This is a genomic window from Acidiphilium sp. AL (assembly GCF_025499445.1).
Lineage (GTDB): Bacteria > Pseudomonadota > Alphaproteobacteria > Acetobacterales > Acetobacteraceae > Acidiphilium > Acidiphilium iwatense.
The window spans coordinates 51607-64490 of the sequence record NZ_JAIMBZ010000003.1 but is presented as its reverse complement, the minus strand read 5'-3'; the positions used below and the strand labels follow the sequence as shown (position 1 = coordinate 64490).

General features: G+C 66.0%; 15 protein-coding genes. 7 read left to right on the top strand and 8 right to left on the bottom strand.

From position 1 onward, the window contains the following. Window positions 1-60: 60 nt before the first annotated feature. Both AiwAL_RS03250 and bioD read left to right on the top strand, forming a co-directional pair. Window positions 61-1206: an aminotransferase class I/II-fold pyridoxal phosphate-dependent enzyme gene (locus tag AiwAL_RS03250; protein WP_235703295.1), complete on the top strand. Its 1146-nt coding sequence runs from the start codon at window positions 61-63 to the stop codon at window positions 1204-1206. Then, window positions 1203-1886 (top strand): dethiobiotin synthase, encoded by a 684-nt coding sequence (gene bioD, locus AiwAL_RS03245; protein ID WP_316044762.1) that lies wholly within the window; start codon window positions 1203-1205, stop codon window positions 1884-1886. The genes AiwAL_RS03250 and bioD overlap by 4 nt, the downstream gene beginning before the upstream one ends. Here the strand turns inward: bioD and AiwAL_RS03240 are convergent. From AiwAL_RS03240 to AiwAL_RS03230, 3 genes are read right to left on the bottom strand one after another with little or no spacing between them, the layout of a single operon-like run. Then, window positions 1852-2739, bottom strand: coding sequence for a prephenate/arogenate dehydrogenase family protein (locus AiwAL_RS03240; RefSeq protein ID WP_262312100.1), 888 nt, complete (start codon window positions 2737-2739; stop codon window positions 1852-1854). The two genes, bioD and AiwAL_RS03240, sit on opposite strands and share 35 nt — an antisense overlap. Next, window positions 2732-3850 (bottom strand): histidinol-phosphate transaminase, encoded by a 1119-nt coding sequence (gene hisC / locus AiwAL_RS03235; RefSeq protein WP_262312099.1) that lies wholly within the window; start codon window positions 3848-3850, stop codon window positions 2732-2734. Before hisC ends, AiwAL_RS03240 begins: the two co-directional genes overlap by 8 nt. Further along, on the bottom strand, window positions 3847-4734 hold the full coding sequence (locus AiwAL_RS03230; protein WP_262312098.1) for a chorismate mutase: 888 nt from the start codon (window positions 4732-4734) through the stop codon (window positions 3847-3849). The genes hisC and AiwAL_RS03230 overlap by 4 nt, the downstream gene beginning before the upstream one ends. Window positions 4735-4839: 105 nt before the next feature. Here AiwAL_RS03230 and AiwAL_RS03225 point away from each other — a divergent pair, with 105 nt between their 5' ends. From AiwAL_RS03225 to AiwAL_RS03205, 5 genes are all read left to right on the top strand, one after another. Further along, window positions 4840-5985 (top strand): homoserine O-acetyltransferase, encoded by a 1146-nt coding sequence (locus tag AiwAL_RS03225; protein ID WP_262312097.1) that lies wholly within the window; start codon window positions 4840-4842, stop codon window positions 5983-5985. 35 nt (window positions 5986-6020) lie between these two features. After that, the gene (gene metW, locus AiwAL_RS03220) at window positions 6021-6638 is read left to right on the top strand and encodes a methionine biosynthesis protein MetW (protein ID WP_235703296.1); all 618 of its coding nucleotides are present in this window, start codon (window positions 6021-6023) and stop codon (window positions 6636-6638) included. Between the two features lie 69 nt (window positions 6639-6707). After that, window positions 6708-7643 (top strand): tRNA pseudouridine(55) synthase TruB, encoded by a 936-nt coding sequence (truB, locus tag AiwAL_RS03215; RefSeq protein WP_235703239.1) that lies wholly within the window; start codon window positions 6708-6710, stop codon window positions 7641-7643. A 25-nt stretch (window positions 7644-7668) separates the two neighbouring features. Beyond that, entirely contained in the window at window positions 7669-7938 is a 270-nt protein-coding gene (rpsO, locus tag AiwAL_RS03210) for a 30S ribosomal protein S15 (protein WP_235703240.1), read from the top strand. Between the two features lie 142 nt (window positions 7939-8080). Next, window positions 8081-8851 (top strand): Bax inhibitor-1/YccA family protein, encoded by a 771-nt coding sequence (locus AiwAL_RS03205; protein ID WP_262312096.1) that lies wholly within the window; start codon window positions 8081-8083, stop codon window positions 8849-8851. Window positions 8852-8906: 55 nt separating this feature from the next. On the opposite strand, the gene ptsP is transcribed toward AiwAL_RS03205, so the two are convergent. From ptsP to AiwAL_RS03180, 5 genes are read right to left on the bottom strand one after another with little or no spacing between them, the layout of a single operon-like run. Continuing rightward, on the bottom strand, window positions 8907-10715 hold the full coding sequence (ptsP, locus tag AiwAL_RS03200) for a phosphoenolpyruvate--protein phosphotransferase (RefSeq protein WP_262312095.1): 1809 nt from the start codon (window positions 10713-10715) through the stop codon (window positions 8907-8909). A gap of 2 nt (window positions 10716-10717) precedes the next feature. Beyond that, window positions 10718-11017 carry an HPr family phosphocarrier protein gene (locus AiwAL_RS03195; RefSeq protein ID WP_235703243.1) on the bottom strand — a complete coding sequence of 100 codons (300 nt, stop codon included), beginning with the start codon at window positions 11015-11017 and terminating at the stop codon, window positions 10718-10720. Then, window positions 11014-11436: a PTS sugar transporter subunit IIA gene (locus AiwAL_RS03190; RefSeq protein ID WP_235703244.1), complete on the bottom strand. Its 423-nt coding sequence runs from the start codon at window positions 11434-11436 to the stop codon at window positions 11014-11016. The genes AiwAL_RS03195 and AiwAL_RS03190 overlap by 4 nt, the downstream gene beginning before the upstream one ends. Next, on the bottom strand, window positions 11433-12401 hold the full coding sequence (gene rapZ / locus AiwAL_RS03185) for an RNase adapter RapZ (protein WP_262312094.1): 969 nt from the start codon (window positions 12399-12401) through the stop codon (window positions 11433-11435). The genes AiwAL_RS03190 and rapZ overlap by 4 nt, the downstream gene beginning before the upstream one ends. After that, entirely contained in the window at window positions 12398-12820 is a 423-nt protein-coding gene (locus AiwAL_RS03180) for an HPr kinase/phosphorylase (RefSeq protein WP_262312093.1), read from the bottom strand. The genes rapZ and AiwAL_RS03180 overlap by 4 nt, the downstream gene beginning before the upstream one ends. Between the last annotated feature and the right edge of the window lie 64 nt (window positions 12821-12884).

Genomic DNA, 12884 nt, shown 5'->3' with positions numbered 1-12884 from the left:
GACCGATCCCGTTGATAACCCTCCGCGACGTTCACGTGAAGGGACGAAGGGAGCACTAAAATTCACTCGCTCGATCGATTCGCCGAGACAAAACTCGCCGCTCTCGATGGCGCCGCGCTGCGCCGGCGGCTGACGCCCACCGCCCGGCATCCGGGCGCGGTTCTCGATCGCGCGGGGCGGCGGCTGGTTTCCTTCTCCTGCAACGATTATCTCAATCTTTCGACCCATCCCACGATCATCGCGGCTTCCGTCGCGGCGACGCAGCGCTACGGCGCTGGTGCCGGCGCCTCGCGCCTCGTCACCGGCGACCATCCGCTCTACGATGCGCTTGAATCCCGCCTTGCCGCGTTGAAAGACACCGAAGACGCTGTGGTGTTCGGCTCGGGCTATCTCGCCAATACCGGCATCATTCCGGCGCTGACCGGCAAAACGGATGCAATCTTCGTCGATGAACTGGCCCATGCCTGCATCTGGGCCGGCGCGAAGCTCGCGGGTGCGGCGCTGTTCACCTTTCGCCACAACGATCTCGATCACCTGGCGTCCCTGCTCGCCGCCACACGGGGGCAGGCGCGCCACGCGCTGATCGTGACCGACGGGGTGTTCTCGATGGATGGCGATCTCGCCCCGATCGCCGGACTCGCCGCACTCGCCGACGCGCACGGCGCCTGGCTGATGACCGACGATGCCCACGGCATCGGCGTGCTCAATGCCGGGCACGGCTCGGCTTATGGCGAGGCGGTGCCGCTCCAGATGGGCACGCTGTCGAAGGCGGTCGGCGCCTATGGCGGCTATCTCTGCGCGTCGCGCGTGGTGTGCGACCTGATCCGCAATCGCGCGCGCAGCTTCGTCTACACCACCGGCCTGCCGCCCGGCGTGGTCGCGGCTTCGATCGCCTCGCTCGACCTGATCGCCAGCGAGCCCGATTATTGCGCGCAACCGTTGCGCAAGGCGCGGCTGTTTACCGAGGCGCTTGGCCTGCCCGCGGCACAAAGCCCGATCGTGCCGCTGATTCTCGGCGCGGCCGAAGCCGCACTAGCCGCCCAGGCGCAACTGGAAGCGCATGGTTTCCTGGTCGCGGCGATCCGCCCGCCGACCGTGCCCGAGGGCACGGCGCGCCTGCGCTTCACCTTCACCGCCGCCCATGAGGAGGCCGATATTTCGCGCCTCGCCGGCCTGGTCCGGCCGATGGTCGCGGTTCCGGCATGACCGTGTTTTTCGTCACCGCGACCGGCACCGAGATCGGCAAAACCCATATCGCCGCAAGCATGATCCGTGCCTGGCGCGCCTCGGGAATCGCCGCGCGTGCGGTAAAGCCTGTTGCCAGCGGTTACGATCCGGCGAAACCGGACGAGAGCGACGCCGCTGCTCTGCTTGCCGCGATGGGCGAGCCGGTCAGTAACGCGGCGGTCGCGCGCATCTGCCCCTGGCGCTTCGCGGCTCCGCTCTCGCCCGACATGGCGGCCATGCGCGAGGCAAGGGCGATCGATTTCGCCGGGTTGATCGCCTTCTGCCGCCGCGAAATCGCCCAGGCGAAGGCGCCTCTGCTCATCGAGGGGGTAGGCGGCGCGATGGTGCCGCTCGACGACCGGCATACCGTGCGCGACTGGATCGCCGAACTCGATATCCCGGCGATCGTCGTTGCCGGCGCCTATCTCGGCACGATCAGCCACACGCTCTGCACGGTCGAAGCCTTGCGCGCCCGTGCCATTCCGATCGCCGCCATCATCATCAACCCGATCGTACCCAGTTCAGTACCAGTCGAAGAGACGCGGGCCGCGATCGCGCGTCATCTTGCCGATTCGGTCATCCAAGTGGTCGTCTGCGGAGCAAAAAACTGGCTCGGCTGGGCGGTCAAGCCTGATGGAGATCGATCAGCGCCTGCCTGATCTTGCGGCCGCGCAGAACCTTGTCCTCGATATAGGCGGCATCGCCCCAGCGCACCGCGCGCGCCATCGCCTGCGCGTCCTCGGTGAAGCGGGCGAGCATTTCCAGCAGCGCCTCGCGGTTGTTGAGAAACACGTCGCGCCACATCACCGGGTCGGACGCGGCGATGCGGGTGAAATCGCGAAACCCCGAGGCGGCGAATTGCAGCACTTCCTGCCGCGTCTCGTCGGCGAGGTCGTCGGCGGTGCCGCAGATGGTGAAGGCGATCAGATGCGGCAGATGGCTGACGATCGCCACCACCCGGTCGTGATGCGCCGGGTCCATCACGCCGACCATCGCGCCGCAGCGTTCCCAGAGCGATTGTATCCGCGCGACCGCATCCGTGTCGGTACCCGGCGGCGGCGTCAGCAGGCACCAGCGGCCCTGGAACAATTCGACGAAACCGGCGTCGGGGCCGGAGAATTCGGTTCCCGCCATCGGATGGCCGGGGACAAAATGGACGCCTTCCGGCAGATGCGGACCGACATCGCGGATCACCGACTGCTTGGTCGAGCCGACATCGGTGACGATCGCGCCCGGCGCCAGATGTGGCCCGATCGCGGCCGCGAGTGCTGCATAGGCGCCGACCGGCGCGCAGAGCATGACGCAATCCGCACCCTCGACGGCGCGTGCCGGGTCGATCTCGCACAGATCGGCGATGCCGAGTTCGGCCACGCGGGCCAGCGTGGCTTCGGTGCGGGCATTCGCCACCACAAACCGCGCGATATCGCCCTGCGCGCGGGCGATGCGCGCAACCGATGAGCCGATCAGCCCGATGCCGATCAGGGCAAGGCGGTCGAAGATCGGTTCAGCCATGGTCGCGGACGAAACCGGCGAGCGCCTCGGCCACCGCGTCGCATTCCTCGTCGGTCCCGATGGTGATGCGCAGGCATTGCGGCAGGGCATAAGCGGCGACGTTGCGCACAATGATGCCCCGCGTTCGCAGATGCGCATCGGCCGCAGCCGCGCGCGTGGTGCTGCCGAGATCGGCCAGGATGAAATTGGTCTCGCTGGGATGAACCGTGATGCCGCATGCGCGCAGCCGTGCGGTCAGCGCCGCCCGTGCCCGGTTGTTATGGTCGCGACACCGCTCGATCCAGCCCGGTTCCCCGAGCGAGGCGATTCCGGCGGCGGCGGCGAGCGAACTGACATTGAACGGCATGCGCGTGCGGTTGAGCACGTCGATCACCGGCGCGGGCGCATAGGTCCAGCCGAGCCGTGCGCCGCCCAGCCCGAACATTTTCGAGAAGGTGCGGGTCATCACCACGTTGTCGCCGGCATCGACCAGCAACGCACCCGCGTCGTAGTCGGGGCGTTCGACATACTCGGCATAGGCGGCGTCGAGCACCAGCAGAACGTCCTCGGGCAATCCCGCGCGCAGCCGCGCGATTTCGGCGTGTGGAACCAGGGTTCCCGTCGGATTGTTCGGGTTGGCGAGGAATACCAGCCGCGTCGCCGGCGTCACCTGCGCAAGCATCGCGTCGATATCAGTGACAAGGTCGCGCTCGGCGGCCTTGCGCACGGTCATTCCCGCCAGCTTGGCGGCGATTTCGTAGATCAGGAACCCGTGCGCGCTCATCACCAGTTCGGTGCCCGATCCGCCATAAGATTGGATCAGCAACGTGATCAGTTCATCCGATCCGTTGCCACAGACGATCCGCGCCGGATCGAGCCCGAAGCGCACACCGATCGCCTCGCGCAGCGCGGCCGATCCGCCATCAGGATAGCGATGCGCCGAACATGCCGCTGCCCGGATCGCCTCGACGGCACCGGGCGGCGGACCGAACGCGCCTTCGTTGGAGGAGAGCTTGATCACCCGGTTGACGCCCTTGAGTGTCGATTCTCCGCCCACGTAAGGCGGCACCGAGAACACGGCGTCCCGCGCATGCGGGCCCGGATGACCGTGGGGTTTGAACTGTCCGGTCATCGCGTCGGTCCAGTCGCGCCGAAAGGGACGGCGTAGGAGCCAAGGATCACCGGGGTCGCCATAAAGCCTGCAATGGCGCTCAATCGCGGGTCGTCCCGCGCGACCAGCCCCTCGACATCGGCGAGAGCGTAGCCGACCTCCTGTTTCGCCGCCCGGCGCGGCAGGATCGAACCCACGTCGAATCCGGCAGACGTCAACTGGCCGGCAATGCGCGCGGTGCTCATATCGGGCGCGATCTCGATGCCGATCAGGCTGCGATCGGCACCGCTGGGATCAGGTGCCAGCGATGCCACCACATAGGCGCCAGCCTGCGGCACGCCTTCGGTGCGCCGCGCCCAGAACGGCAGCTTCGCCACGATCGCGAGACGCGGCACGCCGCCGTGCATCAGCCCGACCCACCATGCGGCCTGGTCATCGTCTTCGTCGGACGGCAGGGGCAGTACGGCCGCATGGGCGGCGCCGTTGGTCAGATCGGCGAGCGCCTGCGAGGGCGTGCGGTGCCGGCGCAGCGCGGTCAGCGGCCCGAAATGCTCGCGCGCGACCGCCGGCAATTCGGCCTGCCCGCCATCGGCCACGGCGATGGTCAGCCCGCCTTCGATCATCAGCGCGCCGGAGAACAGCTCCCGCCAGATGCGCAGAATGGTCTGCGGCGGCAGGGCGCCACGATGCCGCGCGAGCAGCCGGCGCAGCATGGCGGCTTCCCGCCCTGGGCGGATCGGCACGCCGGTCTTGCCGCCGTCGCGCGCCACGCGCTCGATGATGAGCGCGCGTTCCATCAGAAGATCGTGCAGCCGATCGTCGAGCGCGTCGATTTCGGCGCGCAGGGATGCGAGCGTTTCCGAAGCCGTGTCGTGCGGAGGGGACAGGGACGATGTGTCGGACATAAGAGACCAGTGTGATGAACGGAGCTTCCCTGATACAGGAGGCGCGGCGCACGGCAAGTCCCGGTTCTTGCCGGACGCCCCTGTTGCGCGCATATCGAGACCGCCATGGACCAGTCGCCATTTCCCGAGATCGCGCATCTTCACGAGACCTTCACCGAAGGCCTCGATCTCGATTGCGGCGCGCATCTGGCGCAAATCGATATCGCCTATCGCACCTACGGCACGCTGAATGCCGATCGCAGCAACGCGGTTCTGGTCTGTCATGCGCTGACCGGCGACCAGTATGTCGCCGAAACCCACCCTTTGACCGGCAAGCCGGCGTGGTGGGGCGCGATGGTCGGGGCGGGAAAGCCGGTCGATACCGATCGGTATTTCGTGATCTGCTCCAATGTGCTGGGCGGCTGCATGGGCTCGACCGGCCCGCGCAGCCGGTTCGATCAGAACGTGGGCGAGCCGTGGGGCACCTTATTTCCGCCGGTCACCATCCAGGACATGGTCCGCGCGCAGAAGAAGCTGATCGACCGGCTCGGCATTTCCCGGCTGTTCGCGGTGATCGGCGGCTCGATGGGCGGCATGCAGGCGCTGGCCTGGGCCTCGCTGTTTCCCGAAAGCGTGTTCGCCGCCGTGCCGGTCGCGACCGCCGCCCATCATTCGGCGCAGAACATCGCCTTTCACGAGGTCGGGCGGCAGGCGATCTTCGCCGACCCGGACTTTCATGGCGGGCGCTACTGGGCGCATGGTGTGATCCCAGCGCGCGGCCTCGCGGTCGCCCGGATGACCGCGCATATCACCTATCTCTCGGAGGCGGCGCTTACCCGCAAATTCGGCAGGCGCCTGCAAGGCGGCGATGTGCTCAGCCCGATCCTGTTCGGCGAACGCTTCGCGGTGGAAAGCTATCTCGAGCACCAGGGGTCGAGTTTCGTGCGCAGGTTCGACGCCAATTCCTATCTGTGCATAACCAGGGCGATGGATTTCTTCGATCTCGCGGCGGATCACGGCGGCTCGCTGGGTGCCGCGTTTCGCGGGTCGAAAACCCGGTTCCTGCTGGTATCGTTCAGCTCGGACTGGCTGTTCCCCACCGCCGAAAGCCGGACGATCGCGCGGGCGCTCAATCAGGCCGCCGCCAATGTCAGCTTCGTCGAGATCGTGAGCGACAAGGGGCACGACGCGTTCCTGCTCGACGAGCCGGATTTCCACCGCACCATCGCCGGGTTTCTCGGCGGTGCGGCCGAAGCGGCGGGGCTGGCATGAACGACGCGGCGCCCGTCCGTTTCGTCGCGAAGAACATGCGGGTCGATCTCGAGCTGATCGCAGGGATGATCGCACCCGGTTCCCGTGTACTCGATATCGGCTGCGGCGACGGCGCGCTGATCGACCATCTGTTCCGCACCCGCGAATGCGACGCGCGCGGTATCGAGATCGACATGGCCGAAGTGACCCGCGCCGTCGCACACGGCCTGCCGGTGATGCAGGGCGATGCCGACACCGATCTGACGCACTACCCGGACGATGCCTTTGATTATGTGGTATTATCCCGCACACTCCAGGCGGTCGGACGGCCCCGCGAGGTGCTGCGCCAAATGCTGCGGATCGGCACCAGGGCGATCGTCAGCTTCCCCAATTTCGGCCATTGGAGCCTGCGCTGGCAATTGCTCACCACCGGGCGGATGCCGATGACCAAAACCTGGGGCCGGATGTGGTACGAAACCCCGAACATCCATCCCTGCACCATCCGCGACTTCTTCAGCCTGTGCGACGAGGAGGGCTATCGGGTCGAAACCTGGCTCGCCGCCGACGATGCCGGCCGCCATGCGCCCTGGCGGCGTGCGCCGATGCTTGCCAACCTGTTCGGCGAGCAGGGGCTGTTTCTGCTCCGCCGCGATCACCGCGCGTTTCGGGCGTAACGCGCTTCCCGTTTCGCGCAAGCTTCGCTATCACCCGCGGCTCATCTTTCCCAATCGTCAGGACATCGAATGACACGGCCTCAGACAAGGCAGAAGCGCGGCCGAAAGATCGACGGTTGGATCGTTCTCGACAAGCCGCCGGGCATTACCAGCGCCCACGCGGTCGCCAAGATCAAGCGCCTGCTCGATGCGGCGAAGGTCGGCCATGGCGGCACGCTCGACCCTCTGGCGACTGGGGTTCTGCCGATCGCGCTGGGGGCGGCGACCAAAATGGTTCCCTACATCATGGACGGCACCAAGCTCTACCGCTTCACCCTGCGCTTCGGCGAGGCGCGCGATACCGATGACGCCGACGGAGCGGTGATCGCCACCAGCGACGCGCGGCCCGACGATGCGGCGATCCTGGCGGCGCTCACAGCGTTCCGGGGCGCCATCATGCAGGTGCCGCCGGCTTTCTCGGCGATCAAGGTGGAAGGCGAGCGGGCCTACGATCTTGCCCGTGCCGGTGCGCCACCCGATCTGCCGCCGCGCCCGGCACAGATCGATCGGTTCGACCTGATCGGCCGTCCCGATCCCGATCATGCAATTTTCGAGGTCGCGTCCGGCAAAGGTGTCTATATGCGCTCGCTGGCCCGCGATCTCGCGCGCGCAATCGGCACGGTTGGCCATATCGCGGCACTGCGCAGGCTTGCCGTGGGGCCGTTCACCGAGCAGGCGGCCACCACCCTGGACAAGCTCGCCGATTCCGGCCATAGCGCCGCGACGAACCCGGACCTCGTGCGTCCGGTCGAGACCGCGCTGGCCGACATCCCGGCGCTGGCCCTGACCGAAGCCGAGGCCGCCGCCCTTCGCAACGGCATGGCGCTGAGCCTTGTCGACCTGATGGGCCGGATTCCGGCTGCCGCCAATCCCGATGGAGGGTTGGTGCGCGGGCTGGCGGGTCGCCGCTTCGCTGTTCTGGGCCGTTTCGTTGACGGAATGCTCAGGCCGGAGCGCGTGCTTTAACCTTCATCACGCAGGAGTAAATGCGATGTCGATTACCGCGGAACGCCGCACGACACTGATCGGCGAGTATGCCAACACCCCCACCGATACCGGCAGCCCTGAGGTTCAGGTTGCCCTGCTTTCAGAGCGAATCAACAACCTCACCGAGCATCTCAAGACCCATGCGAAGGATTTTCATTCGCGCCGGGGTCTGCTCATGCTGGTCGGCCGTCGCCGCCGCCTGCTCGACTATGTCAAGAAGCAGGATGTGAAGCGCTACGAGGCTCTGATCGGCCGGCTCAATCTGCGTCGCTGATCGGCTCTGCTTGGCAGTTCTCCCGATCGTTACGCCGATCTAACCCTTGTGGCGCCGATTCTGCTTGATCGGCGCCACGGAATGGCCAAAATAGCGGGACGAAAGCGGCAGTCCCGCCGCTTTGAAGGAGTGACGATCAATCATGGCTATTGGTCCTGACATGCGATCCTACCGTGGCGCGAGCGTCGCGGCCGGCGCTGGAGTTCTGGACGAAGGCCTGCGCGCTTACATGCTGCGGGTCTATAACTGGATGGCATCGGGCCTGCTCCTGACCGCCATCATTTCCTATGCGATCTCCCACACCGGGGCGATCGATCTGTTCTACCCGCTGGTGACCACCGCCAGCGGCGCCGTGGTCCGCCAGCCCGGCATCCTCGCCTATATCACCATCTTCGCGCCGCTCGGCTTCATGCTGGTGATGAGTTTCGGGGTGAACAAGCTTTCGACCACCCAGGCGCAAGCTTTGTTCTGGGCGTTCTGCGCCACGATGGGCGCGAGCCTGACCAATATTTTCCTGGTCTATACCGGGCGCTCGATCCTCACCACGTTTTTCGTGACCGCCGCCACGTTCGGCGCGATGAGCCTGTACGGCTACACGACGAAAGCCAACCTCGCGAAGCTTGGCAGCTTTCTAATCATGGGCGTAATCGGCTTGCTGATTGCGATGGTGGTTAACATCTTCCTGCAATCCTCGGCCTTCCAGTTCGCCATCAGCGCGATCGGCGTGCTGATCTTCACCGGCCTTGCCGCCTACCAGACCCAGCAGATCAAGGCGGATTATCTCCAGTACGGCTACCGCTTCGGTGCCGATATCGCATCCAAACGCAGCGTCTATGACGCGCTGCAACTCTATCTGACCTTCATCAACCTGTTCATGTTCCTGCTTCAGTTCATGGGCAACCGCCGCAGTTGAACCGGCGCTGCTGACTGATGACCGGCCCTGATCGCGCGATCGGGGCCGGTTTGCGTTATGAGCCGATCGCCGTCTGAGCGATCAAGGCGTGCACCGCCTTCGCACCCGACGCCGTGAGCGCCGCTTCGGCGAGACCGATGCAGGAGGTCGCTTCGGTCGCGCGCACCGCACGCTTGACCCGCAGCACCGCCCCGCCATGCATGGAAAACTGCCGCAATCCGAGGCCGATGAGCAGCGGAACGGCTTCCGGGCGGCTCGCCAGCTCGCCGCAGATCGAGACTGATACGCCGGCATTCTCGCCGGCCGCGACGGTCATCGCGATAAGGCGAAGCACTGCCGGATTGAGCGGGTCGTAAAGGCCGGTCCGATCCGACAATGCTCGGTCGGCGGCCATGGCATACATAGTCAGATCGTTGGTGCCGATCGCGAAGAATGCGACGTGCCGTGCGAAGGCGGCTGCATTCAGCGCCGCGGCCGGGGTTTCGACCATGATGCCGATCGGCGGTGCCAAGGCGGGCAGGCGGGTTTGTCGCGTGCGCAACCGGCGCCAGACCCTGTCCACTTCGTGCCGGACCGTTTCGATTTCGGAAATCCGGCTGACCATGGGGACCAGGATGCGGACCGGGCCGAAAGCGGCGGCGCGCAAAACCGCCGCGATCTGGGTCTCCAGCAGTTTCGGATTCTGCAGGAGCAGGCGAATGCCGCGCAGACCAAGTGCGGGGTTCGCCTCCCGCGCCACGGAAATGGCATCGCTGGCGACCAGAGCCTCGGCTTCCTTGTCGGACCCCCAGTCGAGCAGGCGAATCGTCACCGGGTCGCCATCCATTGCCTCGATCGCTTCGCGATAGATGGTGTACTGGGTGTCCTCGTCGGGTACGGTTTCTCGATTCATGAACAGGAATTCGGTCCGCATCAACCCGATTCCCGTGGCTCCCGATTGCGCGACCATCGGCAGTTCGAAGGGAAGTTCCAGATTTGCCTGCAACTCAATCGGCACATGATCGAGCGTTTCCGAAGCCAGCCGGCGGAGCCGGACGAGCCCCCGCTGCGCCCGCGCGAAAGAGGTGCGCAGGCGTGCAGCCTCCGCCAGCCCGCGCTGCCCAGGATTGAGGATGATCGCGCCCGATTCGCCATCGAGAATCGCGGTCGAGCCCGGCCGTGCCGCCGCGAGTAGACCGGGAATGCCGAGGGCGGCGGGCACACCGATCGCCCGCAGCATGACCGCGGTATGGCTATCGGCCGAGCCTTCCTCGGTCGCGATGCCGGCAAAATGGGCCGGATCGATCAAGGCTGCATCGGACGGGCGCAACTGCTCGGCGACCAGAATACCGCCTTGCGGCAGGCCTGAAAAGCTGCGGAATGGAAGATGGGTCAGATTGCGCAGCAGCCTCCGGCCGATGTCGCGTACCTCCTCGGCCTGGCGCGCGGCGGCGGCCCCGTCATCGGCGCCCCGTCGCAGCGCCAGGAGCGTGCGGGCCTGATCTTCGGCGACCTCGATCACGGCAGTTGCTGCGGAGACCAGCCGGTCCTCGATCGCCGACTGGATCGCCCGCATCAGCCTCGACGAGCCGAGCATGTGCAGATGCGCTTCGATCAGCGGCGCGATTTCGGTCTGAGCCTCTTCGGGCAGGGTGGTGAGACGCGCCTTCAGCTTGCCGAGTTGCTTGCGTGCCTGCTTGGCGGCATCGTCGAACTGGCGCAACTCCGCCTGGATGTCGCTTGCCGCGATTTTCTGCCGCGGGTTCGGCAGCGCCGGCTCCTCGGCGAAGGTGATCGGTCCGATACCGATCCCCGGCATGATCGGCGTGCCGCCCAGCCTTGTCTGCCGGCGGGATTTCCGGGGTGGCGCGTCACCGCTTCTCATGGTCAGCCGGTTTCATGAAAACCCGCTTCGATCAGTTCCAGCACGGCGGCGAGCGCTTCCTTCGCATCCCAGCCGTCGGCCGAAATCTCGATCTCCGAGCCTGGACCTGCGCCGAGCATCATCAGCCCCATGATCGATTGCGCGGAGACCGACTGGCCGTCCCGCGACACTTCCACTGAAGCGCTGAATTTTTCCGCCAGCGTGACCAGTTTCGCCGCCGCCCGCGCATGCAGGCCACGCTTGTTGCGAATAATCGCCTGCTGGACCAGCCGGGTCGATGAGGTGCGGTTCTCGTCGCTCATCCGCACGCGCGACGCGGCGGCACGCTTTGCAGGACCTCGGACCCGCAGGCGATGTATTTCCGGCCGGCGGCTTCCGCGCATTGCACGGCCTCGGCCAGACCCTGGCTGCCCCTGATCTTGGCGAGTTTTATCAGCATCGGCAGGTTCACCCCGGCGATCACCTCGACATCCGGGCGGTTGAGCATCGACATGGCAAGATTGCACGGCGTGCCTCCGAACATGTCAGTCAGCACCACCACGCCGTCCCCGGTATCCACGTCGGCGACGCGCGCGGCGATCTCGCGCCTCTGGGTTTCGATATCGGCATCGGCCTCGACCGATACCGTGGCGACGTTGCGCTGCGGACCGACCACGTGTTCCATCGCATCGCGCAGCGCGACGCTGAGATTGCCGTGGCTAACCAGGACGAGCCCGATCATTTCAACGCTCCGGTCATCATGTAACTCCGTATTCCCCCGGATGGTCCGGGTATCGCCGATCGCGGGCCGGAACGATCCGCCCGCTGCCGGTCCGCCTGCTGCGGCGCTTCAACCTGTTTGACGCCGATGGCACGATGCTCGACCTGAACCGCCCCATGCCGGGGTCTCAACCGCGCGGCGAGCGCCTCGGCGATCGTCACCGAGCGGTGCCGTCCACCGGTGCAGCCGATCGCGATCGTCACGTATTTCTTGCCTTCCCGAACGAAGCGCGGCAGCAAGAACGCTATCAGGCCGCTCAACCGGCTGAGAAACTCCGAGTAGTCGGGATCGCTTTCGATATAAGCACGAACCGTCGCGTCGAGCCCTGTTTGCGGACGCAGATCCGGTATGTAATGCGGGTTACGCAGAAAGCGCGCGTCGAACACCAGATCCGCCTCGCGCGGAACGCCCGCGGGGAAAGCGAACGAGACCAAGGTGACCGAAAGGCCTGGCCCATGATCGCCGAATCGCTGTCCGATCAATTGGCGCAGCGATGCCAGCGGCAGTTCGGACGTATCGACGACCCAATCGGCGGCATCGCGCAATGGCCGGGTCAGCGCCTGCTCCGTCTCGATTCCCTCGCCGATCGTGCCCTGCAGCGCCAGCGGATGCCGCCGCCTGGTTTCGGTGAACCGGCGCTGCAGCACCTCCGGTGACGCGATGGCGAATACCAGTTCAGGTTGGGCGCGCCCGGATCGGCGCAGGCGATGCAGGGTTTCGATCACCTCGTCGGCCGAAAAATCGCGAGTTCTCGCGTCGATTCCGATAGCCAGAGGCTTATCCGAATCGATCAGCGTATCGACCAGCCTGAGCGGGGGATTGTCCACGGCCTCGTAGCCAAGATCTTCGAGCGCGCGCAGCACCGAGTTCTTGCCGGCTCCCGAAAGGCCGCTGACGATCACCAATCTCGGCCGTTGCGCTGTCATGCCGCGAATGCGCCGCAATGCTGCATGCGCCGGCCGCAGGCGGCGTCGAGCGCCCAATGGATGCGGACCGCCGCCGAGGCGGCACACGGATCGAGTGCGATGAGCGGCACGCCGAATTCCGCGTCGTTGCCGGGTGCGGGCAAGCGATCCTTGGCCGCGCCGAGCCTGACGACCAGCCTCAGTCGCGCCGAATCGCGGTGATCGGCGCGGAACAGGCCGATCCCGCGCAGTTCGATCATGCCGATGAGGGGGGGGACGCCCTTGATCCGGCCCGCTTCGAGTTCCAGTTGATCGTCGCCGACGAGGACGAAGCCCCGGTCGATGAGCCGCAGCAATAAATCCGACTTGCCGATCCCGGACGGACCGAGCAGCAACACCGCATCATCACCGAGAGTCGCGCAGGAACCGTGCAGGCGCATCGTATCCCGATTGTGGCAAGTTTCAGGCGGAAACAAAAGGGGGGGGATGACAGGAATGCATCCA

Coding starts and splice junctions, on each gene's coding strand:
- AiwAL_RS03190 (WP_235703244.1), bottom strand. CDS start 11,436: ATGATCGGGCTCGTCCTGGTTAGCCACGGCAATCTCAGCGTCGCGCTG.
- bioD (WP_316044762.1), top strand. CDS start 1,203: ATGACCGTGTTTTTCGTCACCGCGACCGGCACCGAGATCGGCAAAACC.
- hisC (WP_262312099.1), bottom strand. CDS start 3,850: ATGACCGGACAGTTCAAACCCCACGGTCATCCGGGCCCGCATGCGCGG.
- AiwAL_RS03205 (WP_262312096.1), top strand. CDS start 8,081: ATGGCTATTGGTCCTGACATGCGATCCTACCGTGGCGCGAGCGTCGCG.
- AiwAL_RS03195 (WP_235703243.1), bottom strand. CDS start 11,017: ATGAGCGACGAGAACCGCACCTCATCGACCCGGCTGGTCCAGCAGGCG.
- rapZ (WP_262312094.1), bottom strand. CDS start 12,401: ATGACAGCGCAACGGCCGAGATTGGTGATCGTCAGCGGCCTTTCGGGA.
- AiwAL_RS03230 (WP_262312098.1), bottom strand. CDS start 4,734: ATGTCCGACACATCGTCCCTGTCCCCTCCGCACGACACGGCTTCGGAA.
- AiwAL_RS03180 (WP_262312093.1), bottom strand. CDS start 12,820: ATGCGCCTGCACGGTTCCTGCGCGACTCTCGGTGATGATGCGGTGTTG.
- truB (WP_235703239.1), top strand. CDS start 6,708: ATGACACGGCCTCAGACAAGGCAGAAGCGCGGCCGAAAGATCGACGGT.
- AiwAL_RS03225 (WP_262312097.1), top strand. CDS start 4,840: ATGGACCAGTCGCCATTTCCCGAGATCGCGCATCTTCACGAGACCTTC.
- rpsO (WP_235703240.1), top strand. CDS start 7,669: ATGTCGATTACCGCGGAACGCCGCACGACACTGATCGGCGAGTATGCC.
- metW (WP_235703296.1), top strand. CDS start 6,021: ATGCGGGTCGATCTCGAGCTGATCGCAGGGATGATCGCACCCGGTTCC.
- ptsP (WP_262312095.1), bottom strand. CDS start 10,715: ATGAGAAGCGGTGACGCGCCACCCCGGAAATCCCGCCGGCAGACAAGG.
- AiwAL_RS03240 (WP_262312100.1), bottom strand. CDS start 2,739: ATGGCTGAACCGATCTTCGACCGCCTTGCCCTGATCGGCATCGGGCTG.